This window comes from Nocardioides asiaticus, assembly GCF_040049175.1.
GTDB classification, from domain to species: domain Bacteria; phylum Actinomycetota; class Actinomycetes; order Propionibacteriales; family Nocardioidaceae; genus Nocardioides; species Nocardioides cheoyonin.
Map to the genome: position 1 here is coordinate 441,729 of NZ_JBDZDM010000003.1, position 22,720 is coordinate 464,448.

The following is a 22,720-nucleotide window of genomic DNA, read 5'->3' on the forward strand; positions in this document are numbered from 1 at the left end:
CGGGGTGACGCGCTCTCGAGCGTCTACGCGGTCAGGGCGTAGTCGTGGGCGAGGGCGAGGTTGACCAGTGGCCGGGTGGTGGGCCAGGGGTCGGGTGGACCGCTGCGGTAGGTGTGGCCGGTGGGTGTGGTGATGGTGATGCTGCCGTCGGGGCCGGGTCTGGCCTGCCAGCCGGGGGCCTCCTTGGCCTGGTTGCAGCGCTCGCACAGGCCCTGGAGGTTCGCGGCGGTGGTGGGGCCGCCGTCGGCGTGGCGCTGGATGTGGTCGAGGTGCCGGATCGGGGCACCGCAGTTCGGGTTGCGGCAGAATCCTGTGTCGCGGAGGGTGATGAACTCGGCGAGCCCGGCCGGCGCGGTGCGGGCACGGGAGTCCATCGCGACCAGCTGCCCGCTCGTGGGGTGGGTGAAGAGCCGCTTGAGGAACACCTGCGCCTCAGTGAGGGTGTCGGTGAGGGCGCGGGTGACCGCGGTGCGGGCCCACTCGGCGGGCACTGGGCCGTAGCCGGGGACCAGGGCGGGGGTGTCGCTGCCTGGGCTGTCGGGGGCGAGGAGGGCGCGGTCGGTCATCACCAGCCGCAGGTCGATCCGGGCGGGGGCGCCCGCGGGGCGGCCGGTGACGCGTTCGACGAGGGTGTCGGCCATGATCTGGCCGCGCGACCGCTCATCCCCGGTGGCGGGAGCGGTGTCGGCGGCGGTCTTGAGGGCGGCGTAGACGGCGACGCCCTGTTTCATCGGGAGCAGCGCGGTGACGTAGGTCATCAGGTCGGGGGCGGGCCGGATGGTGACGGTCCGCTCGGTCTCGGCGCGGGCGGCACGGGCGACGACGGCGTGGGCGTCGAGGGTGTAGGCGAGCTTCTTGGCGGTGGCCTCGAGCTCGCGGTCGCCGAGCTCGGCGGCGCGGCCGGTGCCGGCCAGCTCGAGGTCGACGCGGCGGCGGTGCTCGAGGTCGAGGCAGGCGGTCTCGCGGGCCAGGATGGTGGCCCGCCATTCGGTGAGCCGCCCGGCGCGCATCAGGGCGAGGGTGGCGGGCATCTCGCGGGTGAGGATGGTGGCCAGGCCGAGCAGCCGGGCGGCCTTGTGCGGGGAGACGCGGCGGGCCAGGCCGATCTGGGCGGCCACGCCCTCACCGATGCGGCGGGCTGGCACGCCCTGCTCCCGGTGACGCGTGCGGGTGGCGGTGTCGAGGGCGACCGCGGCGGTGGCCTGGGCGGCCTCGAGCCGGCACTTGGCCTGCTCGCAGGCGGTGATCAGGTCGACCAGCTCCCGCTCCGGCAGCCGGTCGATGCTCGCCGGGTCCGACAGGGCCTCGCCGAGCGCGTCGACGGCCGCGGCCAGGGCCGCGGGGACGTCGGTCGCGTCGGACGAGGGTGGTTCGAACATGTGATTGATAATAGTCCACCGTGGCTGTCGTGACAACCTGTTTTCCCAGGTCAAAGGCCAGGTCGTGGAATCTGTGGATAACCGGCGATCGATCGACTCTCGCCCGCTATCCGGCAGACGCCGAGCCGATGTCGACGGCGAGCTTCACGGCTCCGTGCCCGAGGTCGCGAGCGACGACCATGGCCTCGGGGAGCCGCTCGAGGTCGTACGCCGACCCCAGGCAGTAGTCGACCTCGATGGCGCCGGTGTCGATGTCACGGAGCGCGTCCCTGAAGGTCACCAGCCCGGGTTCGGCCTGTGCACCGCCCGCCCACTGGATGCGTACGAGCTTGCGGAACGCGTCGTACTGCGGGAAGGGCACGGGCTCCAGCCTCTCGGGGAAGCCGAAGCAGCCGATCGTGCCGAGCGGCCGGACCGCCGCGACGGCGTCCGCGCGGCAGGCGTCGTACCCGGCCGCCTCGATCACGAGATCAGCGCCGGCCCCGCCGCTGAGGTCCCGGACCGCCTCGACGACGGATCCGCCGGGCGCCCTGACGCACACGGCGGCGCCCAGCCGGCGCGCGACGGCGAGCCGATGGTCGTCGAGGTCCGAGACCACGATCTGCTCGAAGCCGAGCCGACGCAGCTGCTGGAGGAAGAACAGCCCCGCCGAGCCCGCGCCGACGACCGCGACGATCCCGGTCTCGACGCCGGTGTTGCCCTTCTCCGGCCAGATCTGGCGCATGGCGTAGAGGGTGGTGCCGTACTGCTGCGCCATCAGGAGCCGCGCCGCGTCGCCGCCGGGCGGAAGGTCGACGAGGTAGCGGTCGGAGATGAGCATGTACGCCGCGAAGCAGCCGCCCTCGCTGCCCATCGGCACCGTGAGGACGCGCCGCCCGATCGGAAACGCGGCCGAGCGGCTCTCGACCACCGTGCCCACTCCCTCGTGGCCGGGGTAGCCGGGCCGGCCGAGGAAGTCCTCGTTGTGGAGCCCGTCGTAGAGCGCGTGGACGTCGGAGCCGCAGATCGACCCACGCTCCATGCGCACCACGACCTCGCCGTCGTACGCCGCCGTCGGCGTGGGGAAGTCCCGCACCTCCATCACGCCGGGCCGGCTGATCGTGGCCGCTCGCATCGTCATCGGCGCGTCTCACCTCCGAGGTCCGCGGGGGTCAGACTACGGCAGGGAGCGGCATGGGCAGGTGCCCGCAGCGGGTACCGCGCGCCGTGGCGGCGAACACGGTGCGCGCTGAACGCCCGCGGGCAGTCGCGGGCCGCCTCCGCCTGCTCGTACGCCTCCATCCACGCGTGCCGGTGGCGGTGAAGGCGGCCTTCGCGGCCGGTCTGGCCTGGCTCCTCGTCCAGCCCATCGGCGGGTTCGTGCACGACTACCCCTACTACGCCCCGCTCGGGGCCGTGGTCGCGATGTCGACGACGGTGGCGGACTCGGTGCGCTACTCGCTCCAGTCGGTCGCCGCGATCGGCCTCGGCGGGGCGCTCGCCCTGGCGGCCATGACCGCCTCGATCGAGGACATCGTCGCCATCGCCCTCGTGATCGGCGTCGGCACGCTCCTCGCGGGCTGGTGGCGTCTGGGTGCGATGGGCAGCTGGGTCCCGGTCGCGGGGCTGTTCGTCCTGATCCTCGGCCGCAACGACCCCTGGCAGTACGTGCTCGTGTACGCCGGCCTCACCGCCGCCGGTGCGGTGGTGGGCACGGCGATCAACGCCGCGCTGCCCCAGTTCCCGATGGAGCCGGTGACCCGGGCGCTGGCCTCCCTCCGCACGGAGATGGCACGGCAGCTGGAGGACCTCGCCGACGGGCTGCAGTCCGACGAGCAGCTGAGCAGCGCGTCCTGGCGCGCACTGCGCGACGCCGTCGACCCGCAGGCACGGCGCGTCGACACGCTGCTCTCGTACGCTCTTGACAGCCAGCGTGGCAACTGGCGCGCGCGCCGCCTGCGCGAGGTGGCCGAGCGGCGCACGGACCGGGCCCGCGCCCTGCGCTACCTCTCCGGCTGTGTCGAGGAGGTCGTCGCGCTGGTCTCGGACCCGCGCTTCGAGCTGCACGAGAGCGACGACGAGGCGGTCAGGCTCCGTGCCGCGATCGCCGACGCGCTGCGCGCCACCGCCGCGATGATCCGTACGGCGGGGGAGGAGCGGGCCGGTGTCCAGCCCGACGACTGGGACAGGGCCGACGCCGCGGTGCACGAGCTGCGGCGGGTGATCCTCGACCTCGACACCGCCTCGCACGACCGCTACCTCCCGGCGGCGGCGATCGTCGTCGGGCTCCGGCGCGCGGTCGCGGCGTGGACCGAGTGATGCCCGCCTAGGGGAGCGCCGCAGGTGGCTTCGTCAGCGGGCCGGACGGGTGGAGGCGGCGGCGAGCACGACGAGCACGGGGAGGACGAGCAGGCCGAGGCGGAGGTCGTCGACCTGCGCGATCGCGCCGGCGGCGAGCGGCCCGGCGATCTGGCCGACGCCGGCGACGGTGAGAGTCTGTCCGAGCGCCTGGTCTGCCGTCCGACGGCTGGCCGCGACGTGGAGCGACGAGGCGAGCGGGAACGTGCCGCCGATGCCGGCGCCGGTGACGGCGAGCCCGATGCCTGCGGTGACGAGGCCGTGCGCCGAGAGCAGGAGCGGCATCCCGGCGAGCGCCGTCGCGAGACAGGCGTAGAGCACCGCTGGGGCGGAGAGTCGGCGGGCGACGCGGCTGGCGATCAGCCGGCCCACGAGGTTGGCGGCGTACAGCGCGCTGACCAGGGCCACGGAGGCGTCGCGGGCGATCCCGACGGCGTCGTGGAGGTAGCTGGCCGACCAGAAGCTGAGCGTGAACTCCAGGGCGACGACCGCGAAGATCGCCGTCAGGGTCCGGCGGGTCCGGCGGGTCCGGCTCCCGGCGCGACCGGCTCCCTCCGGCTCGAGGTGTGGCGCGGCTCCGCCGCCGGGTGATCTGGTCGCCCCGACGGCGAGCGCGGCAGCGGCGACGAGCACGGACACGATGACGGTGGAGAAACCCCAGCCGAGCGAGCCGGCCGCGCACAGGCCGACGAGCGCTGGCGTCAGGACGCCGGCCAGGCTGACCGCGACCTCGCCCTCGGTCATCGCCACGGCACGGTGGCCACCGTGCAGGTCCGACAGGAGCGCCCACATCCGGATCAACGCCGCGGTCGCGAAGGCGCTGACGAGCAGAGCCGCCAGGATCGTCAGCGGCAGGACCCCGCCGTAGCCGAGCAACAGGCCGGCGAGCGCGGCACCGACGAGCCCGACGACGATGGTGGGGCGCCTCGGGGCGGAGGAGCGGATGGCGAGGGCGCCGGCCGCCATGCCGCCGAGGGCGAAGCCCACTTGGTGCAGCGCGCTGACGACGTACGAGAGGTGCTCGCTCTGCCGCAGGTACGGCAGCACCGGCCCGAGCACCGCGTTGAGCAGCCCGAAGGCGAACAGGGCCCCGAAGGTGACCCAGGTCGCCGCGTCGCGCCGGTAGCCCTGGTCCGGGCCGGGCTGGAGATCCGGTCGCGCGACTACGGCCATGCTCCTTCCTGGACGGCCGGCACTAGCCTGCGGACGTGCCGACCTACAGCGCTGCCGACATCGTCGGACTCGTGCCCGCGATGACCATTGTGATGCCGCCGGAGTACGAGGACCACAACGGCCACGTCAACGTGCGCCACTACTACGACCTCCACATGCGTGCCGCCGACGTCGCGTTCGAGGAGTGGGGGATCGACCCGGACTACCTCCGACGGACGAACAGGAGCGTCTTCAGCGTCGAGCACCACATCGCCTACCTGAGCGAGGTGGTCGTGGGCGACCGGGTCAGCCTCTACGTGCGACTCTTCGCCCGCTCCGCCAAGGTCGTGCACGGCATGTCGGTCCTCGTCGACGACACCAGCGGCCTGGTGGCCAACACGGTCGAGTTCGTCGAGGCGCACGTCGACCTCACCAGCCGGCGCGCCAGCCCGTTCGGCGACGACGTCGCCGCGGCGCTGGACGAGGCGATCGCGGCGCACTCAGCACTGCCGTGGTCGCTCCCGCTCGCCGGTCGGATGGGCGCGACCCGCCAGGTGTGACGCCCGAGGGCGCCGGCTGGTCATGGGTGGGCTAATGCGCGGCCCCGGCGTGCTTCGAGCTGTGCCAGTGGAACCGGTGGCCGCCGGTCTCCTCCTCGGACAGCGTCGGCTCGGTCTCGACCGGCTCCTCGGTCGCGGCACGCGCTGCGCGCGCCCGCTCGACCTCGCGGACGCCGACCACGGCGAACCGGCCGAGCGCGAACGCGGCGAGGAACACGATCGCAGCGCCGAGCCCGCCGAAGAACCCGACGTACTCGACCGCCTGCCGGGTCGCCCCGCCCGTCGGGTCGCCGACCGTCGGACTGCCCCAGATCGCCGAGAGGGGTACGCCGACGACGAACCACGCGCCGCTGACCGCGGCGAGCCAACCGCCGAGGGCCGCGGCGAGCCGGTTCGCGCTGCCCAGCACGAGCAGGCCGCCGAGCACGGCGCCCGCGCCCGGCAGGATCTCAAGGATCAGCCGACCGCTGGTGTAGTCCCACGTGTTGTCCGGCGTGTAGGCGTAGTCGAAGTACGGCCCCACGAACGGGATGAGGGCTCCCCACGCACCGAGGAGCACAAGCAACAAACCACTGATGGCCCCGCGACTGCGCGGAACCCGCATCGTCCCAGCCACGACAATCACCTCTGAGAAGTCTCGCCGGACAGATACCTCGATCATTCCTCGCGGATCACACGCGCTCAAACCGTCGTACGCCGGAGCCGTGCGGGGTACTGCGAAATCCGATGGCAGCCAACGCGACGTCCGAGACGCGCACCGTCGGCCTGGCGACCCTGTGCCACGAGCGCTTCTACGAGCCCGGCTGGCTCTACGAGCGCAAGCTGGACGGCGAGCGCTGCCTGGCCATCCACGACGGCGGCGTACGCCTGCTGTCCCGCAACGGCAACTCGGTCGCCGGCAGCTTCCCGGAGATCGCCGATGCTGTCGCCGGGCAGGACGAAGGGCTGGTGCTCGACGGTGAGGTGGTCGCGTTCGAGGGCAATCGGACCAGCTTCGCCCGACTGCAGCCGCGGATGCAGGTGCACGACGCGGCGAAGGCGCGCCGCTCCGGCGTGCGCGTCTACTACTACGTCTTCGACCTGCTGCGCTGCGCCGGCGAGGACGTCACCGATCGGCCGCTGCGGGAGCGCAAGCGGCTGCTTCAGCAGGTCGTCCGCTTCGACGGCCCGCTGCGCTACGTGCCGCACCGGCTGAAGGCGGGCGAGGAGTGGTTCGAGGAGATCTGCGATCGCGGCTGGGAGGGTCTGATCGTCAAGCGCGCTGACGCGCCGTACCCGAAGGGCCGGACGCGCGACTGGCTGAAGTTCAAGTGCGAGGCCGGCCAGGAGCTCATTGTCGTCGGCTACACCGACCCGGAGGGCGCCCGCGTCGGGCTGGGCGCCCTGCTCCTCGGCTATCACCGCGGCGAGGACCTGGTGTACGCCGGCAAGGTCGGCACGGGGTTCTCCCAGCAGGTCCTGCGCGACCTCCAGCGGCGGCTGGAGCCGCTCGAGGTCGACCATCCGACGTGTACGACGGGCACCCTGCCGCGCAAGGGCGTCCACTGGGTCCGCCCGGAGCTGGTCGCCGAGATCGCGTTCACCGAGTGGACCCGGGCCGGGCAGCTGCGGCATCCGCGCTACCTCGGCCTGAGACGTGACAAGGACGCCGCGGACGTCGTCCGCGAGTGAGTCCGCGGGTGAGTGAGGGGAGACGATGAGCAGTACGACGATCGCCGGAGTGGAGATCCCGCGCGCCGACAAGGTGCTCTACCCGACGGACGGGATCACGAAGGCCGACGTAGCGGAGTACTACGCCGACGTCGCCGAGACGATGCTGCCCCACCTGGCCGACCGGCCGGTCAACATGCAGCGCTTCCCTGACGGGATCGAGGGCCAGTCGTTCTACGAGAAGAAGCTGCCCGACCACTTCCCGGACTGGGTCGGGTCGGTCCGCGTGGACGTGACCGGCGGCAGCCAGGAGCAGGTCGTCGTCGGCGACCGCCGGACGCTGGTCTACCTGGCCGGCCAGGCGTGCCTGACACCGCACGTCTGGCTCTCGCGGACCTCCGACCTCGACCGCCCCGACCAGGTCGTCTTCGACCTCGACCCCTCCGACGGCGACCTGGCGCTCGTGCGCCGGGCGACCGGGACGGTCCGCGAGGTGCTCGAGTCGCTCGACCTCCCGGCGTACCTCAAGACGACCGGCTCGCGCGGCTACCACGTGGTGGTGCCCGTCCGACCGCAGCACGACTTCGACGTCGTACGAGGGCTGGCGCGGCGGGTCGCCGAGCTGGTCGTCGAGGAGGACCCGGACGGCTTCACGATCGAGCAGCGCAAGGGCAAGCGCGGCGACCGGGTCTTCGTCGACGTGCTGCGCAACGGCTACGGGCAGACCGCCGTTCCGCCGTACGCGCTCCGGGCGCGGCCCGGCGCCCCGGTGGCGACGCCGATCGAGTGGGACGAGCTGTCCCGGATCGAGCCCGACCAGGTCACGATCGCGTCGGTGCGCGACCGGCTGAGCCGCCGCGAGGACCCGTGGAAGGGCATGCGGCGGCACGCCCGGTCCCTCGACAAGGCGCTGGAGAAGCTCTAGTCCTCGAGGTCCTCGTTGGTGCGCCCGCTCAGCACCGACTCGGGCTGGCTGCGCTCCGGCTTGCGGCGCCGGTCGGCGCCCTCGTCGTCGACCTTCACCAGGATCCAGTTCCGGTCGTCGCCGCGCATCCGCGTCCTGGTGATCGCGAACTCGCCGGTGAGCTTCTCGCCGTGCAGGTCGACCTTGACGTGGCCGTCCTCCAGGGCCTGCTCGAGCGGCACCTCCTCGCCGTCCTTCTCCGTGCGGTTCTCGAAGTCGCCGGTGTCCCACACGACGACCGTCCCGGCGCCGTACTCGCCTTCGGGAATGGCTCCCTCGAACTGCGCGTAGTCCAGCGGGTGGTCCTCGGTCCTGGTCGCCAGCCGCTTCTCCCTCGGGTCGAGCGAGGGCCCCTTCGGCACCGCCCAGGACGCCAGGACGTCCCCGACCTGCAGCCGGAAGTCGAAGTGCAGCGAGGACGCGTCGTGGCGCTGTACGACGAACGTGTGCCCGCCCTTCACCGGGCGTCCGCGTCCGGACGGCTCGCCCGACCGACCGGTGTGGCGCCTGGCCTGGTACTCCTCGAGCCTGCTGTCCTTCCTGGTCATGCCCCGCAGGTACCCGACGGGAGGTTCACCAGAACGACGGCGTCAGGCCCCGGCGGGCGTAGACCCGCTCGACGAGCGAGCGGAGCACGTCGGCGCACGGGAAGACGTCCGGGTCGGCACCCGTGACGCAGAGGGTGGCGGTATCGCCCGCCCGGTCCCACCACGCCGAGAGTCCGGCGCGGGACCGGCGGGCGGCGTTTCGGGTGCCGCGCTGGTAGATCGCCCGGTTGACGACCGCCCGGGCGGGCACACCCACCGGCGCCTCGAGGGCGGGGGAGAGCCGGCCCAGGTTGGACGCGAGGACGAGGGGCGAGGGCCACGAGGTCGCGGCGCGGCGTACGACGGCGTCGGGCACGAGCTGCAGCAGCGGCCTGATCGCGGCGAGCGGGTCGCGGCGGGTCCCGTCGGACAGCGCGGTGAACTCCGCCTTGGCGGCGGCGCGGACCCGGGCGAGCGAGGGTACGACGCCGACACCGTCCGCCTCGGCCGTCTCGACGCAGATCGTGACGCCGGTCGTCGCGTTGGAGCGCAGGTCGCCCGCGCCGCGCGTGCTGACCGGGAGCACGGTCCGCACCGGCTCGCCGGCGCTCACCCGCCCCGATGCCAGCAGGACCTCGACGCAGACGGCGGCTAAGAGCGAGTTCCCCGTGCCCCCGCCGGCAGCCGCGGCCGCCTCCCACTCCACGGCGGGACAGTCGACGACGACGGTCGCGGGACGCCACGGCTCGTCGTCGCCCTCGACCAGGGGCGGGATCGGCGGGGCGGCGCCCTTCTGGTCTGCCTCTTCGGGCGCCGGATCGCGCCGCGCCCGGCACGCGCCGACCAGACCGCGTACGGCGGCGGCCGCCTGTCCGGCGGCATCGGCGAGGTCCTCGCGGAGCGGGGTCTGGATCGCGGCCAGGTCGTCGACCGGCAGCCGCGGCAGCTCGCGCCCCTCCGCCGCCGCGGCGAGCGCGGCCAGCTTGAGACTGCCGTCGGCGACCACGTGGGAGGTCAGGAACGACAGGACCGAGCCGCCGGTCGTCGTACGCGCCACGGCGAGGGACCAGGTCGGGCCCCTCTCTGGGTCGAGGTCGAGGGTGGCGTGCCGCTCGACCCAGTCCATGACGTCGCCGGGTTCGAGCGGCTCCGGCGCGACCACCAGCGGCGCCGTCACCGACGACCGCACCCACCGGTCGCGAGCCCCGGGCACCGAGGACCGGACGACGACCCGGTTGAGCGGGCCGTGGCCGAGCCGGCGGTGGAAGCGCTCGACGTCCTCGACCGCAACCTCGGTGTCGAAGCGCCACACGGTCTGCGTCACGACCGGGACGCCGAGCGCGCGCCGCATCGTCAGGAAGAGCGCGTCGTCGAACGTCAGCCGGTTGGCGCGCGCCGTCCCGGCGGGCCGGAGGAGTGTGGTCAAGGCCATGCCTGCGGGCACGTGGATCACCGTCGTACCTGCCCTACGTTGAGGGCCATGATCGGAGCTCGGAACCGATGAGGATCGTCTTCGCGCTGATGGGCAGCCGTGGCGACGTACAGCCTGCGCTGCCCGTCGCCCGTGAGCTGCGCCGCCGCGGCCACGAGGTCGTCAGCGGCGTCGCGCCCAACCTGCGGCCGCTGGCCGACAAGCTCGGGCTGGAGCCGGTCGAGGTGGGCGTGGACAGCGGCGAGCTGCTGCGCTCCGACCTCGTACGCCGCCGGCTCCGCTCGCGCCACCCGCGGCGCCGGCTGCGGGCCGTCCAGGAGGTGCTCACGCACGGCTGGGACGAGCTCCGGCGAGGGCTGGTGCCGATCGCGCAGGGCGCCGACGTGGTCGTCACCGGGCTGCTCGGCCAGCAGGTCGGGAGCGCCGTCGCCGAACGGGAGGACTGCGGCTTCGCGGCGCTGCACTACTGCCCGGTGCGGAGCAACACCTCCTCCGGGCTGCCGGTCGGCTCGCCCGGCGCGCAGCGGGCCCTCTGGGCGCTGGGAGAGGGGCTGCGCTGGAGCCTGACCCGGCGCGCGGAGACCGAGCAGCGCGCCGCGCTCGGCCTCGCCGCGCCGACGGTCGACCTGCCCACCCGGCTCCGCGACCGCGGCGCCGTCGAGGTGCAGGCCTACGACGCCGCGCTCTTCCCGGGACTCGCCGAGGAATGGGGCCCGCGCCGCCCGCTGACCGGCTTCCTGGCCCTCTCGGAGGAGGAGCGCGCTCTGGTCGGCGAGGGCGGTGTCGACGACGAGCTCGACGCCTGGCTGGCCGCCGGCGACCCGCCGGTCTACGTCGGGTTCGGTTCGATGCCGGTCGCCGATCCCGAGGCCCTGCTGACGGCCGTCGAGCAGGCGACCGGCGACCTCGGCCTCCGCGCCCTGGTCGGGATGGGCTGGAACGACGTCGTCGCCGGCCCGACCCGCGACCGGGTCCGGGTCGTCGGCTCGGTCGACCATGCGGCGGTCTTCCCGCGCTGCGTCGCGGTCGTCCACCACGGCGGTGCCGGCACCACCGCGGCGGGGCTGCGGGCGGCGCGCCCGACGGTCGTCGCGTGGTACTCCGCCGACCAGCCGCACTGGGGCCGCCTGCTCTCCCGCGCCGGCGTCGGCACCCGCTTCCGGGCGGCGTCCCTGGACCGCACCACGCTGCGCGAGGCGCTCGAGGAGGTGCTCCGCCCCGACGTCGTACGCCGAGCCGCGGAGCTGTCTGCCCGGCTGGTCTCTCCGGAGGCCGCGGTCCGGGCCGCGGCCGACGCGGTCGAGATGGCGGGCTGAGCTGACCATCGGCCTCACCAGGGCTCGGCGTCGAGCCCGCACGAGCCGAGCTCGTCGGTGACGAGGGCGGTGAGCGCCGCGGTGTCGGCGATCCGGTCCGGCTCGGCGCCGATGATCGTGAACGTCGTACGCCGTCCGCTGTTGACCAGCCACGCGATGAGGCCACCGCCCATCGCCCGCACCTCGGCCGCCGACGCCTGCTGGTAGGAGGCCATGCCGGTGATGCTGCGGACGTCCGGCCCGAACGCGTGGACGTAGTCGTCCGGGAGGTTCCCCAGGTTGGAGGCCATGCACGACGCGGACGGCGGCGTGGGCAGCTGCTTGACGACCGCGTCCGGGAGCATCTGGATGAGCGCGAGAGGCACGGGGACGAAGCCCGTGCCGGCCGTGGCGAGCCGGGTGTAGGCCTCCTTGCACAGCGCCTTGACCACCGCGAGGTCGCGGTCGGCCAGCGCCTCACGGGGCACCTCGACCCGGGTGACCCGGGTGGAGTTCGACCGGGTGTCACCCGGCCGGAACTCGCTCATCGGCAGCGACACCGGAACCGGCCCGCCGTCCTCGGGCACGTGACCGATCGTCACGAGGAGCCGGGCCATGACCGCGACGAACCAGGAGTTGCTGCTCCCGCCGTGCCTCGCCGCGACGTCGGCGATGGCCCCGGTCTCGAGCTCGACGGTGAGGCGGGCCGCCTCCCACGACGAGTCGGTGGTCGCCGGAGCCTCAGCGGTCGGTGCCGGGCCCCTCTTCCGCGCCCCCGGCGCGGCGGCGCCCGCCCGCTGGGCCCTGATCCGCGCGCCCACCCAGCGGCCGATGGCGGCGAACTGTCCGGCCGCGTCCTTGGCGTCCTCGACCAGCCGGCCGGGGAGGGTGCTGGGAAGCGGCGGCAGCTCGAGCGGGTCGGCGCCGGTCGCAGCCCGCATGACCGAGTCGAGCACCGAGCCTCCGTCGCCGACCGCGTGGGCGAGGATGAGCGAGACCACGCCGGTGCCGTCGTCGAGGTCGGTCGCGGCGAGACGCCAGGTCAGGCCCTCCTCGGGGTCGAGGTGCTCGAGGTGGCGTGCCTTCAGCCAGGCGCTGAGCTCGCCGGCCGGGATCGGGTCGCAGCCGAGGTCGGCGACTGGGGGCTCGCCGGCGTTGGTCCAGATGTCGCGGGCACCCGGGACGACAGCGCGGTGGAGGCGGCGGGAGAGACCGCCCCGGGCGAGCCCTTCGGCGACGGCCTTGACGCGAGCGGCGTCGTACGGCTTCTCGAGGCGCCAGACCCACTGGTTGACGACCGGACTGCCGAGGCCGCGGTGCCTGCGGGCGAAGAGGTCGTCGGCGAACTCGAGCCGGACCGGGGCTGGGGGCATGGCGAGACTCCTTCCGAGACGGGTCCCTCCGTAGCGCCACAGTGAAGCGGCGCCCCGCGCGCGTGTCCAGAGGGGGCGCGCGGAATCGCGGTGTGTTCCTCGACACCCGGCCCGTGCTCGCATCGGCCGGTGCTCGTCCACAACAATGGGCCGCGGGAGAGGGAGCACGACCAGATCGTTTGTCTGGCTCATCCGGGCTCGTGGCGGCGCCGCCACGAGAAGCTACGCAACCGAGAGGACCCGCTCCTGCCATGGAGTACACCGAGCTTTCCGCGTACGACGTACCCCCAGGCGTCGTGACCACGTGGACGCCGTCCACCGACCCCGCGCAGTGGCGCGACGACGACCGCGCCCTGTCGCCCAACCACCGGCTCCACCTCGCCGAGGCCGAGCCCGGCTCGTGGATCGGGTCCGTGATGCGGATCCCCGCGCGGCTCGATCCCGACGCCCTCACCCGGGCCGTCCTGGCGTGGACCGCCCGCCACGAGGTGCTGCGTACGACGGTCGACCCGTCCGGCACCGCACGGCGCACGCTGCCCGCGCCGGCGGTCCGGCTCGACGCCTCCGACCTCGGCCACCACACCGGCGAGGAGGCACAGCAGGCGATCGCCGACTTCCTGGCCGCCGCGGTGTCGCCCTACGCCTGGCCGCACTGCGTCCTCGTCACCGTCGCCGAGCCGGGTGCCGAGGAGTTCACCCTCGCCTTCGGCGCGGACCACAGCGTGATGGACGCCTACTCCCAGCTGCTGTGGTTCGAGGAGATCGCGGTGCTCTACGAGCGCGCGCTCGCCGGCGCCGCGGACCTCAACGACACCGCCTTGGACCGCGAGGTCGGCAGCCACGTCGACCACGCCCACGCCGAGCGGGTTGCGGCCGACCTCCTCGACGCCGGCTCGGAGCCGGTGGAGCGGTGGCGCGCGTTCCTGACCGTCGACGAGCGGACCGGGTTCCCCTCCTTCCCGGTCCCCGAGGTCGCGGTGCCCGCCGACGAGCGCAGCCCGCGCGGCGCTCTCAAGCAGGCCAGCTTCGCCACCTGGCTCGCCGACGCGCCGCGCACCCACGTGCTCAACAAGCTCTGCCGGGCCGGCGGCGCCTCCCTGCAGTCGGGCGTCCTCGCCGCGATGGCGTACTCCTTCCGCGAGGTCCACGGGGCGGAGCGGATCCGGTTCGTGCTGCCGATGCACACCCGGTTCTCGCCGGACTACGCCGCCGCGATCGGCTGGTACGTCGGGCTCTGCCCGGTCGACCTCGACCTGTCCGGCCTCACCGAGCTGCCCGAGATCGTCGGCCACGTCCACGCGAAGGTGGCCGAGGGCAAGGAGCTGGTCAGGCACCCCTTCGCCCGGGTCGGCGAGCTGCTCGGCGTCCACGACACCCCGCACTTCGCGATCTCGTACGTCGACGCCCGGTTCGTACCCGGTGCGGAGCGCTGGGAGGAGTGGCGCGCCCGCGCGCTGCGCAGCCCAGCGTTCGCCGACGACGAGGTCTACCTCTGGTTCGGCCGCACGCAGGACGGGCTCAACGTCTCCGCGCGCTACCCGGAGACGATCACGGCCGAGCGGGCGATGCGCGACCTCGTCGCCGGCATCTCCGGCGTCGTCGACACGCTCACCACGCCGTACCTCGTGGGCGACCTGGCGCTGGAGACCACGGCATGAGGATCGACTTCCTGCACACCTGGGCGCCGGCGCCCGGGCGGGTGCTCACGATCCGGCCGACGGCGGCGGCGCTCGCCGCCGCCGAGGCCGCGCCGGTCAGCCCGGGGGCGCCGTCGTTCCTGCAGCAGGACCACCTCGACGCCTACCGCGCCACCGTCGCCAGGAGCGGCGTCCATCGCGCGTGGACGGGCACCGCGACGCATCTGACCGGGCCGCTGGACGAGCAGGCCCTCGTGGGCGCGCTGCGGCGGTTCGTCGTACGCCACGAGGGGCTGCGCACCTGGTTCGACCTGTCCGGGCCGGAGACGGTGCGCCACCTCGTCGCCGCCGAGGAGGTGGCCTTCGAGGCTGTCGAGCTGGAGACTCCCGATGACTGGGAGGACTCCTGGGAGGACTACGTCGTCGGCCTGTGCGACGAGGCCTGCCGGCCCGACTCGTGGCCGCCGTTCCTGCTCCTCGCCGTCGCGCGCGAGGACGGCTTCAGCCTGCTGTGGGCCTGCGACCACGCCTTCACCGACGGCGCGTCGCAGCTGATGGTCCCGGTCGAGCTGTCGACGGCGTACGCCGCGGAGGCAGGCCTCCCCGCGCCCGAGCTGCCGGAGGCGGGCAGCTTCGTGACGTACGCCGGCGAGGAGCGCGAGCTCGCCGGCACCTTCGGGCTCGAGTCACCGGAGCTGCAGGGCTGGGTCGAGATCATGACCCGCCACGGCGGGCGGCTGCCGCGGTTCCCGCTCGACCTCGGGCTGCTGCCGGGTGAGACCGCCCCGGTCCTGCTGCGCGAGTTCGACGCGCTCACCGGCGACCAGGTGGACGCCTTCGAGCTGCTCTGCAAGGACGCCGGCGGGCGCTTCACCTCCGGGCTGTTCGCCGTGCTGGCCGCGACGGAGCGACGGCTGACCGGCGAGGAGCGCTACCTCGGGGTGACGGTGATGGGGACCCGTAGCGGGCCCTACCTGATGTCGCACGGCTGGTTCTGCAACTTCGCGCCGGTGGAGCTCGCCGTGCCCGACGGCCCGTTCTCGCAGGTGGTGGCAGCTGCCGAGGAGGCCTACCAGGTCACCCGGAGGCTGGTCGGCATGCCGGTCCACGTCGCGATCGGCGCGCTGCTGATGTCCGGGCTCACCACGCCCGAGGAGCTCGGCAGCCCGCAGCTGGTGTCCTATCTCGACCTGCGACGGTTCCCGGGCGCGGGGACCGAGGCGTACGACCGCGGTCTCCACTTCACCGGCGTGGGCCGCACCGCCAACGCCTCTCTGTGGATCAACCGCGAGCACGGCCGGCTCCAGATCGGGGCCCAGACGCCCGACACGCCGCGGGCGCAGCAGGCCGTCGACGCCTACTTCGCGGCGATCGCCGAGACGTTCGCGACGGCGCTGGACGAGGCGGCCGGCTCCGGCGGAGCGGGGTGACGGGTGCAGGTCACCACGGCCGACCTGTGGTCGCCGGCCCCCGGCACCGTGCTCCGCTGGGACGTCACGGCCTCCAGCGCGGGTACGCCGACGGCGCTCTCCCTCAACCAGCGCAACCACCTCGCGGGTGCGCTGGCGGGGGAGGCGCCGGTGTGGCTCGCCGCCGCCTTCGACGTCGACGGCCCGATCGAGCCGGTCGCGCTCGGCCGGGCCTGGCGGGCCTTCGTCGAGCGGCACAGCAGCCTGCAGCTCGAGGTCGTGGCGGGTGAGGACGGGCCGGCGGCGTACCGCCACCATCCCGGGACCCTCACCTGGTCGATGAGCCAGCTCGGCGCGACGAGAACCGTCGAGGAGACCCGCGACCGGCTGCACGAGGCGCTGGGGACGGGCTGCCACCCGTTCGGCTACCCGGCCTACGTCCCGCTCGCGGTCTCGCGCCCGGAGCGATCGACGGTCGTACTCGGGATGGACCACCTGCACTGCGACGCGTACTCCCTCACGGTCGTCGTCGACGAGCTCGACGCGCTGTACGAGTCGTTCCGCTGTGGTGGGACGCCGGCCGCGCTGCCCGACGCGGCCTGCTTCGTGTCGGGCGTCGAGGCGTCGTACGCCCAGCCGGTGCAGGTCTGGCACGACGACGACCGGCTCCGCGGCTGGCACTCGTTCGTGCGGGAGCGGGACTTCGCGGTGCCGAGCTTCCCCCTGCCGCTCGGCGTCGCCCCGGGGGAGCGGGTGCGGCAGTCCTCGCTGGTCCGGCCGCTGGCCGATGCCGAGCTGGTCGGCCGGGTCTCGGCGCGCGCCCGGACCGCCGGCGCCTCGACGTACGCCGCCAGCCTCGCCGCCCTCGCCGCCGCCGTCAGTGACCTCGGCGGCCCCGCGCGGCTCGACACGCTCGCGCCGGTGCAGACCCGCACCGGCGACGCCGCCCGGCGCTCGGTCGGGTGGTACACCACGACGGTCCCCGTCTCCGTCACCGCCGCCCTATCGGACGCCGGGCTGGCCGCTGCGGGCGAGGCGGTTCGGCACGGCGTACGCCTCGGCCAGGTGCCGCTCGACCAGGTCCTCGCCTCGCTGCCGGCGCCCCTCGTCCAGACCCACCGCGACGTCTTCATGGTCTCGTGGATCGACTACCGGCACCTGCCCGGCGGCGACCGCGCCCGCGTCCGGGACGCTCACCACGTCTCGGCGCCGACGCTGGCCGACGACGTCCAGCTCTGGCTCTCGCGCACCGACGAGGGGCTCGCCGTCCGCGCCCGCTACCCGGACACCGAGGTCGCCCGCCGCACCGTCGACGCGCTGCTCGACGTCTGTGGCGCGCGGCTGCGCGACCTCGCCGCGGTCGCGGTCCGCTCGTAGTCGCTCCGCGGCCACCCCGCGACGAGGACGCCGAGTGCCACGACCGCCACGGCGACTCCGGCGATCTCGAGGGTGGGGGCGGCCCCGAGGACGGAGAGGACCGGGCCGCCGACGAGGAGCCCGAGCGCGCTGGCGCCGTTGACCAGGACGCTCTGCCCGGCGAGCAGGGCGCGGCGCTCGTCGCCGGTGCTGGTGCGGGTGATGAGCGCGGTGACGCCGCCGTTCCCGACGGCGACGGAGATGCCGGACACGGCTGCGACGGCGCCGATGACCAGGACGCTGGCGGTGGCGCCCATCAGGAGCCAGGCCACGCCGGTCACTGCCCAGGCCGCGCAGACCGCGGGCAGGACGGGCAGCCTGCGGAGCAGGGGGATGCAGAGCGGGGTGCCGACGAGGGCGCCCGCGCCGTACGCCGCCAGGCCGGTCGCCACGAGGACGCCAGGCTGACCGCGCTCGACGCCGAGGAGCGCCAGGCCGAGCGAGAAGGCGAACCACAGGGCGCAGCCGGCGCCGCGCACGACCCACCCGCGCAGGACGTCCGGCCGCGCGCGCACCGCTGGACCGATCGGCACGCCCCGGCCGTCGGCGGAGGCCGGACGGGCGCCGCGTACGCCGACGGTGAGCGCCGCCGAGACCAGGACCGTCGCCGCCTCGAGCCAGAGCAGCACCAACGGGTCGCCCCAGGTGACGGCGACGCCGCCGATGGCGGGACCGGCGACCATCCCGGCGCGCCGGAAGAACTCCCGGGTGGAGAGGAGCGCGAACGCCCGATCGGGCCCGAGGCGGTCGCCGAGGTCCGCGACCAGCGCATCCCGCGCCGGCCCGTCAAGCGTCTCGAAGACGCCGAGCGCGAGCCCGGCGGCGAGCAGTATCGGCCAGGAGAGCAGCCCGACCGAGGCGGCCGCCGGGATCAGGGCGAGCGAGACGGCCTCCCCCAGATAGCAGGCGGCGATCGCGCGACCGGTCCGGATGCGCGCCCGCAGCCGGCGTGACCACCACGGCGAGAGCAGTACCGGCACCGCCGTGGCACCGGCGCTGAGCCCGGTGAGCGCGGCGGAGGAGGTCCGGGCGAGGACGACGAGGGGTACGGCGACCTGCGCCACCCGGAACATCAGGTCGGTGAGAGCGATGCCGGTGAGGACGAGCGCGGCATCGCGCCGCGGAGCGGTGGTCACGGTCTCAGACTCCCGGATAGAGCCGACGGTGGGTAGCCGCCGCACGTTGCGCTCGCGTCATAGGATGCACCTATGACGGACATCCCCGACGTCGATGATCTTCGGCTGGTGGCGGCTGTGGCCTCGACGGGCTCGGTCGGCGCCGCTGCTCGGCTGCTCCAGGTCAGCCAGCCGTCCGCGAGCCAGCGCCTCGGGCGACTGGAGCGCCGCGTCGGCGTACGCCTCTTCGACCGCGACACCCAGGGGGCTCGGCCGACCCCGGCCGGCGCCGAGCTGGCGCAGCAGGCGAGCCACATCCTGGGCCACCTCGAGCGGGCGTACGACGCCGCGCGGGCGGCGGGAGAGCGACGGAGGCTGCGGATCGGCGCGTTCTACAGCCTGGCCGAGAGCCTCTTCCCGGTGCTCGGGGAGCTCCTCGACGCCGAGGTGGAGGAGCACGCCGACCACGGGCCGGCGCTGCTGGAGTGGCTGGCGGAGGGGACGCTCGACGCAGCCGTCGTCGGGATCGCCGACCAGGTCGAGGTCGCCGCCGGCCTGCGCGTACGCCGGATCGGCCGCGACGAGCTGGTGATGCTGCTCCCCGACGGAGTGGCCGTTGCCGGCTCGCGGCGCCAGCCGCTCCGCGAGACGCCGGTGGTCTTCGCCAGCTACGACGCCGCGCAGGAGACCGTACGCCGGGCGCTGGCCGATCTCGGCGCCCGCCCGCACCGCGCTGCCACGGTCGCCACCGCACTGGCCACCGCCCGATTGCGCGGCTGCCCCGCCGTCGTACCCCGCTCGGCGACGGTCGCCACCATGACCGGCGAGGAGGTCCGCGACCTGCCGTTCACCCACCGGCTCACCCTGAGCCTGGTCGTCCCGCGCCGGGCCGACCGGCGTCTCGACGGCCTCGCCCCGGCCCTGAGGGAGCGGCTGGGGCTGGCCTGACCGACAAACGGGTGGCGTACGACGCGGCCACTCGGAGAGGCTGCCCGGGTGCGAGACATGGCGGGAAGGTTCATCGAGAACGGCTTCGTGAGGGTGGAGCAGGCGTTCCCCCAGGAGGTGGCGGCGCAGTGCCGCGCGCTGCTCTGGGACGACGTACGCCGGCAGGTGCCGGGCATCGACCCCGACGACGCGGCGACCTGGACCGAGCCGGTGGTGCGGCTCGGCGACCACGCGGAGGAGCCGTTCGCGAGGGCGGCGAACGCCGACCGGCTGGTGGCCGCGATCGACGAGCTGGTGGGACGAGGACGCTGGGTGCCGCGGCGGAGCCTCGGCACGACGCCGGTGCGCTTCCCGTCGGACGAGTCGGCCGGCGACGACGGATGGCATGTGGAGGGGAGCTTCCGTGGCGATGCGGACGAGTTCGACTACTTCCGCTGGCGCCTCAACGTCGCCTCGAAGGACCGCGCGCTGCTGATGCTCTTCCTCTTCTCCGAGGTCGGCGAGGACGACGCGCCGACCCGGGTGCGCGTCGGGTCCCATCGCGACGTGGCCTCGATGCTGGCGGCGTACGGCGAGGACGGTGAGGAGATGCTGCCGTTCTCGCTGCGCGCGGCGGAGGAGACCGCCGACCGGCCCGTCGAGCTTGCGACCGGCGGCCCGGGCGACGTCTACCTGTGCCATCCGTTCCTCGTCCACGCCGCCCAGCGGCATCGGGGGACGCGGCCGCGGTTCATGGCGCAGCCAGGTCTCCGGCCGGCGGTCGCCTTCGACGTCGAGGGCGGGACCTCGCCGGTCGAGCGTGCGATCCGGGAGGCGATCGCCCCCGAGCGGACTCAGCGCGAGTAGAGCTCCCGGATCACGCCCTCGATCTCCGGCTCCTGGATGGAGAGGTCGGCGACGTCGTACGCCGCGGCGACCTGGGCGACGAGCGGCGCGGCCGAGGCCTCGGCGGGGAAGGAGAGCCACTGCCGCGGTCCGTCGACCTTGACGACCTCGGCGCCGGTGACGGTGATCGGGTCGGCCTCGTCGACGAGGTCGACGACGAGCGTACGGCTCGCTCCGCCGGTGGCGCGGAGCTTGTCGAGCGGGCCGTCGAAGACGGCGGTTCCGTGGTCGATGACGATCACCCGGTCGCAGAGCGCCTCGATGTCCTGGAGGTCGTGGGTGGTCAGCACGAGGGTGGTGCCGCGCTCGGCGTTGAGCGCGCGCAGGAACTCCCGCAGCCGCCCCTTCGAGATCACGTCGAGGCCGATGGTCGGCTCGTCGAGGAAGAGGATGCCCGGGTCGTGGAGGAGGGCGGCCGCGATGTCGCCGCGCATCCGCTGGCCGAGCGACAGCTGCCGGACCGGCGTGTCCAGCAGGTCGCCGAGGTCGAGCAGCTCGACGTACTCCTGCAGGTTGCGCTCGTAGCGCTCCGGCGCGATGTCGTAGATCCGTCGCAGCAGGTCGAAGGAGTCGCGCAGCGGCAGGTCCCACCACAGCGACGTGCGCTGCCCGAAGACCACCCCGATCCGGCGGGCCAGCTCGCGCCGGTGGCGGGACGGCTCGATACCGGCGACGCGGACGTGACCGCCTGTCGGGACGAGGATGCCGGTGAGCATCTTGATGGTCGTCGACTTCCCGGCGCCGTTCGGGCCGATGTAGCCGACCATCTCGCCGGCGCCGACCTCGAAGGAGAGGTCGTGGACGGCGTGCACGACCCGTGTCGTACGCCGGAACACGCCGCGCCGCGAGCGGACGGTGAAGTCGCGGCCGAGGTCCCGGACCTCGATGAGGGGCTCTGTCACAGTGTGGGACACCTCAGCTCCCGGTAGATCGGTAGTGGCGCACCCCGGTGCGCCAGACGACGGTCATGAGTACGACGAGCACGCCGGCGGCGAGGGGAGAGGCGAAGCGGACCCAGTCGGCGGCGCCGTACGGGTCGGAGCGGCCGAGGAGGTAGAGACAGGGGTACCAGTTCACGAACGCCAGCGGCAGGACGTAGCTCAGCGACTTGACGATCTCCTTGGTGAAGATCGTCATGGGGTACTGCGTGAGCGTCGTGCCGCCGTACGTGAACGCGTTGGCGAACTCGCTCGCGTCGACGGTCCAGAACTGGATCGTCGAGAAGATCACGAACACGCAGAAGAAGATCACCGCGCCCGACACCACCATGCTGACCGCGACGAGCACGCGCGACGGCGTCCAGTCGACGATCGGCACCGCCCACGCGAAGACGGCGACCGCCTGGGCGATCTGCCCGAGCCTGCGCAGCTCGAAGCGGTCGGCGCAGAGCTGGACGAGCACCGGCACGGGCTTGGTCATCATCGCGTCGAGCTCGCCGGAGCGGACCTTCTGGCCGATCTTCTCGACGCTCCCGACGAGCATGTCGGCGATGCGGAACGGGATCCCGGTGGCGCCGTACAGCAGGGCGACCTCGCGCAGCGGGAAGCCGCCCAGGGTGTCGATGGTGTGGAACATGAACCAGATGCCGACGAAGTCGAGGAAGGTGACGAGCAGCCCGCCCACGGTCATGGTCCAGAACGACACCGGGTAGGTCAGCGAGGCGCGGACCCACAGGGCGGCGATCAGCGCGTACGACCGTACGGCGTGGAGCGCGTCAGCCACCCTGGACCACCACCTTCCGCGTCGCGGCGCGCAGCACGAGCGCGCAGGCTGCGAGGAGGGCGGCCGCCCAGAGCAGTTGCACGCCGATCGTGAGGACGACGGCGCCGCCGGTGTGGCGACCGAGCCAGATGTCGGCCGGGGTCTGGACGTACGACGCCCACGGCAGCGCCAGCGCGAGCGTCCGGACGCCGTCGGGGAAGATGTTGAGCGGCAGGGCCAACCCGCTGAAGAAGATCGCCAGCACGCTGGCCAGCACCTTGAGCCCGGCGACGTCGAGGATCCAGAACCCGGCTGCGGCGATGAGGAACCGGATCGCGAAGCTCACCAGCAGTGCGGCGACGACGCTCACCAGGAAGCCGACCATCGCCACCGGCGACGGCACGACGAGCCCGAACAGCACCGCGCCGACGACCGTCGGTCCCACGCCGCGCGCGAGCAGGTGGAAGGCGGCCCGGCCGAGGTCTGCCGCGAGGTACCAGTGCAGGACGCCGACGGGACGGTAGAGGTCGACGGCGATGTCGCCGGTACGGATCCTCTCCTCGAGGTCGTTGGTGCTGCCGCCGCCCCAGATCGCGACGGTCATGAGCAGCGCCTGGCCGAGCCAGACGTAGGTGACGGCGTCGGCGGCGTCGTACCCGCCCGCGTGTGGTCGCTGGTCCCAGAGCGCGAGGTAGGCGTAGCTGTAGATCACGCCGAAGACCGAGTTGGTGAAGATGCCGGCCAGGGTGGCGGCGGTGTAGGTGGAGTACCTCCGGAAGGCCCGCGCCGCGATCGCGAGGGAGAGGGTCACTCGCGAGATCCTTTCACGCCGCGGGTGGTGCATCGCCAATGGAATACCGTGGCGGCGTCCGAGGTTGTCGACACTAGTTCAAGATTCAACTAATGTGGTCCGCGAGGCGATCCGCACGACGCGACCAGG

Annotated in this window: 21 protein-coding genes; 10 read left to right on the top strand and 11 right to left on the bottom strand. The window is 73.7% G+C overall.

Annotated elements, in window-relative coordinates; all coding sequences use genetic code 11:
• Nucleotides 1–23: 23 nt before the first annotated feature.
• Both ABLE53_RS12705 and ABLE53_RS12710 read right to left on the bottom strand, forming a co-directional pair.
• On the bottom strand, nt 24–1,379 hold the full coding sequence (locus ABLE53_RS12705) for an HNH endonuclease (protein ID WP_348859314.1): 1,356 nt from the start codon (nt 1,377–1,379) through the stop codon (nt 24–26).
• 106 nt (nt 1,380–1,485) lie between these two features.
• On the bottom strand, nt 1,486–2,499 hold the full coding sequence (locus ABLE53_RS12710) for a zinc-binding dehydrogenase (RefSeq protein ID WP_348859315.1): 1,014 nt from the start codon (nt 2,497–2,499) through the stop codon (nt 1,486–1,488).
• A 101-nt stretch (nt 2,500–2,600) separates the two neighbouring features.
• On the opposite strand from ABLE53_RS12710, the gene ABLE53_RS12715 reads away from it, so the two are divergent.
• The gene (locus ABLE53_RS12715; protein ID WP_348859316.1) at nt 2,601–3,677 is read left to right on the top strand and encodes an FUSC family protein; all 1,077 of its coding nucleotides are present in this window, start codon (nt 2,601–2,603) and stop codon (nt 3,675–3,677) included.
• 33 nt (nt 3,678–3,710) lie between these two features.
• Here ABLE53_RS12715 and ABLE53_RS12720 read toward each other — a convergent pair whose 3' ends face one another.
• On the bottom strand, nt 3,711–4,889 hold the full coding sequence (locus ABLE53_RS12720) for an MFS transporter (protein WP_348859317.1): 1,179 nt from the start codon (nt 4,887–4,889) through the stop codon (nt 3,711–3,713).
• Nucleotides 4,890–4,924: 35 nt separating this feature from the next.
• On the opposite strand from ABLE53_RS12720, the gene ABLE53_RS12725 reads away from it, so the two are divergent.
• Nucleotides 4,925–5,428 (top strand): thioesterase family protein, encoded by a 504-nt coding sequence (locus tag ABLE53_RS12725; protein ID WP_348859318.1) that lies wholly within the window; start codon nt 4,925–4,927, stop codon nt 5,426–5,428.
• Nucleotides 5,429–5,459: 31 nt separating this feature from the next.
• Here the strand turns inward: ABLE53_RS12725 and ABLE53_RS12730 are convergent, their stop codons facing one another.
• Nucleotides 5,460–5,996, bottom strand: coding sequence for a hypothetical protein (locus ABLE53_RS12730; protein ID WP_348859319.1), 537 nt, complete (start codon nt 5,994–5,996; stop codon nt 5,460–5,462).
• Nucleotides 5,997–6,154: 158 nt separating this feature from the next.
• On the opposite strand from ABLE53_RS12730, the gene ligD (ABLE53_RS12735) reads away from it, so the two are divergent.
• Together ligD (ABLE53_RS12735) and ligD (ABLE53_RS12740) are read left to right on the top strand one after the other, a co-directional pair.
• On the top strand, nt 6,155–7,099 hold the full coding sequence (gene ligD, locus ABLE53_RS12735) for a non-homologous end-joining DNA ligase (RefSeq protein WP_348859320.1): 945 nt from the start codon (nt 6,155–6,157) through the stop codon (nt 7,097–7,099).
• 25 nt (nt 7,100–7,124) lie between these two features.
• Complete coding sequence (gene ligD, locus ABLE53_RS12740) at nt 7,125–8,003, top strand: non-homologous end-joining DNA ligase (RefSeq protein ID WP_348859321.1); 879 nt, start codon at nt 7,125–7,127, stop codon at nt 8,001–8,003.
• On the opposite strand, the gene ABLE53_RS12745 is transcribed toward ligD (ABLE53_RS12740), so the two are convergent.
• Nucleotides 8,000–8,590 carry a DNA polymerase ligase N-terminal domain-containing protein gene (locus ABLE53_RS12745; protein ID WP_348859322.1) on the bottom strand — a complete coding sequence of 197 codons (591 nt, stop codon included), beginning with the start codon at nt 8,588–8,590 and terminating at the stop codon, nt 8,000–8,002. The genes ligD (ABLE53_RS12740) and ABLE53_RS12745 overlap by 4 nt on opposite strands.
• Nucleotides 8,591–8,615: 25 nt before the next feature.
• Complete coding sequence (locus ABLE53_RS12750) at nt 8,616–9,995, bottom strand: hypothetical protein (RefSeq protein WP_348859323.1); 1,380 nt, start codon at nt 9,993–9,995, stop codon at nt 8,616–8,618.
• Between the two features lie 74 nt (nt 9,996–10,069).
• Between ABLE53_RS12750 and ABLE53_RS12755 the strand changes: the two genes are divergently transcribed.
• Entirely contained in the window at nt 10,070–11,317 is a 1,248-nt protein-coding gene (locus ABLE53_RS12755; RefSeq protein ID WP_348859324.1) for a glycosyltransferase, read from the top strand.
• Nucleotides 11,318–11,331: 14 nt separating this feature from the next.
• Here the strand turns inward: ABLE53_RS12755 and ABLE53_RS12760 are convergent, their stop codons facing one another.
• Complete coding sequence (locus ABLE53_RS12760) at nt 11,332–12,669, bottom strand: hypothetical protein (RefSeq protein ID WP_348859325.1); 1,338 nt, start codon at nt 12,667–12,669, stop codon at nt 11,332–11,334.
• Between the two features lie 251 nt (nt 12,670–12,920).
• On the opposite strand from ABLE53_RS12760, the gene ABLE53_RS12765 reads away from it, so the two are divergent.
• Genes ABLE53_RS12765 through ABLE53_RS12775 form a run of 3 tightly spaced genes read left to right on the top strand, consistent with a single transcriptional unit; the run spans nt 12,921 to nt 17,092 of the window.
• Nucleotides 12,921–14,327 carry a condensation domain-containing protein gene (locus tag ABLE53_RS12765; RefSeq protein ID WP_348859326.1) on the top strand — a complete coding sequence of 469 codons (1,407 nt, stop codon included), beginning with the start codon at nt 12,921–12,923 and terminating at the stop codon, nt 14,325–14,327.
• A complete protein-coding gene (locus tag ABLE53_RS12770; protein WP_348859327.1) occupies nt 14,324–15,736 on the top strand; it encodes a condensation domain-containing protein in 1,413 nt (470 codons plus the stop codon). Before ABLE53_RS12765 ends, ABLE53_RS12770 begins: the two co-directional genes overlap by 4 nt.
• A gap of 3 nt (nt 15,737–15,739) precedes the next feature.
• The gene (locus ABLE53_RS12775; RefSeq protein ID WP_348859328.1) at nt 15,740–17,092 is read left to right on the top strand and encodes a condensation domain-containing protein; all 1,353 of its coding nucleotides are present in this window, start codon (nt 15,740–15,742) and stop codon (nt 17,090–17,092) included.
• On the opposite strand, the gene ABLE53_RS12780 is transcribed toward ABLE53_RS12775, so the two are convergent.
• Entirely contained in the window at nt 16,993–18,267 is a 1,275-nt protein-coding gene (locus ABLE53_RS12780; RefSeq protein ID WP_348859329.1) for an MFS transporter, read from the bottom strand. The genes ABLE53_RS12775 and ABLE53_RS12780 overlap by 100 nt on opposite strands.
• A 72-nt stretch (nt 18,268–18,339) precedes the next feature.
• Here ABLE53_RS12780 and ABLE53_RS12785 point away from each other — a divergent pair, with 72 nt between their 5' ends.
• Both ABLE53_RS12785 and ABLE53_RS12790 read left to right on the top strand, forming a co-directional pair.
• Entirely contained in the window at nt 18,340–19,194 is an 855-nt protein-coding gene (locus ABLE53_RS12785; protein ID WP_348859330.1) for a LysR family transcriptional regulator, read from the top strand.
• A 57-nt stretch (nt 19,195–19,251) separates the two neighbouring features.
• A complete protein-coding gene (locus ABLE53_RS12790; RefSeq protein WP_348859331.1) occupies nt 19,252–20,040 on the top strand; it encodes a phytanoyl-CoA dioxygenase family protein in 789 nt (262 codons plus the stop codon).
• Here ABLE53_RS12790 and ABLE53_RS12795 read toward each other — a convergent pair.
• Genes ABLE53_RS12795 through ABLE53_RS12805 form a run of 3 tightly spaced genes read right to left on the bottom strand, consistent with a single transcriptional unit; the run spans nt 20,028 to nt 22,591 of the window.
• The gene (locus ABLE53_RS12795; protein WP_348859332.1) at nt 20,028–20,981 is read right to left on the bottom strand and encodes an ABC transporter ATP-binding protein; all 954 of its coding nucleotides are present in this window, start codon (nt 20,979–20,981) and stop codon (nt 20,028–20,030) included. The two genes, ABLE53_RS12790 and ABLE53_RS12795, sit on opposite strands and share 13 nt — an antisense overlap.
• A gap of 13 nt (nt 20,982–20,994) precedes the next feature.
• Nucleotides 20,995–21,801 (bottom strand): ABC transporter permease, encoded by an 807-nt coding sequence (locus ABLE53_RS12800; protein ID WP_348859333.1) that lies wholly within the window; start codon nt 21,799–21,801, stop codon nt 20,995–20,997.
• Nucleotides 21,794–22,591: an ABC transporter permease gene (locus ABLE53_RS12805; protein WP_348859334.1), complete on the bottom strand. Its 798-nt coding sequence runs from the start codon at nt 22,589–22,591 to the stop codon at nt 21,794–21,796. Before ABLE53_RS12805 ends, ABLE53_RS12800 begins: the two co-directional genes overlap by 8 nt.
• Between the last annotated feature and the right edge of the window lie 129 nt (nt 22,592–22,720).

What these genes read in the sequence shown, in the direction of transcription:
- ABLE53_RS12705 (WP_348859314.1), bottom strand. Translation starts at nt 1,379, where the DNA reads ATGTTCGAACCACCCTCGTCCGACGCGACCGACGTCCCCGCGGCCCTG.
- ABLE53_RS12710 (WP_348859315.1), bottom strand. Translation starts at nt 2,499, where the DNA reads ATGACGATGCGAGCGGCCACGATCAGCCGGCCCGGCGTGATGGAGGTG.
- ABLE53_RS12720 (WP_348859317.1), bottom strand. Translation starts at nt 4,889, where the DNA reads ATGGCCGTAGTCGCGCGACCGGATCTCCAGCCCGGCCCGGACCAGGGC.
- ligD (WP_348859320.1), top strand. Translation starts at nt 6,155, where the DNA reads ATGGCAGCCAACGCGACGTCCGAGACGCGCACCGTCGGCCTGGCGACC.
- ligD (WP_348859321.1), top strand. Translation starts at nt 7,125, where the DNA reads ATGAGCAGTACGACGATCGCCGGAGTGGAGATCCCGCGCGCCGACAAG.
- ABLE53_RS12745 (WP_348859322.1), bottom strand. Translation starts at nt 8,590, where the DNA reads ATGACCAGGAAGGACAGCAGGCTCGAGGAGTACCAGGCCAGGCGCCAC.
- ABLE53_RS12755 (WP_348859324.1), top strand. Translation starts at nt 10,070, where the DNA reads ATGAGGATCGTCTTCGCGCTGATGGGCAGCCGTGGCGACGTACAGCCT.
- ABLE53_RS12760 (WP_348859325.1), bottom strand. Translation starts at nt 12,669, where the DNA reads ATGCCCCCAGCCCCGGTCCGGCTCGAGTTCGCCGACGACCTCTTCGCC.
- ABLE53_RS12765 (WP_348859326.1), top strand. Translation starts at nt 12,921, where the DNA reads ATGGAGTACACCGAGCTTTCCGCGTACGACGTACCCCCAGGCGTCGTG.
- ABLE53_RS12770 (WP_348859327.1), top strand. Translation starts at nt 14,324, where the DNA reads ATGAGGATCGACTTCCTGCACACCTGGGCGCCGGCGCCCGGGCGGGTG.
- ABLE53_RS12785 (WP_348859330.1), top strand. Translation starts at nt 18,340, where the DNA reads ATGACGGACATCCCCGACGTCGATGATCTTCGGCTGGTGGCGGCTGTG.
- ABLE53_RS12790 (WP_348859331.1), top strand. Translation starts at nt 19,252, where the DNA reads ATGGCGGGAAGGTTCATCGAGAACGGCTTCGTGAGGGTGGAGCAGGCG.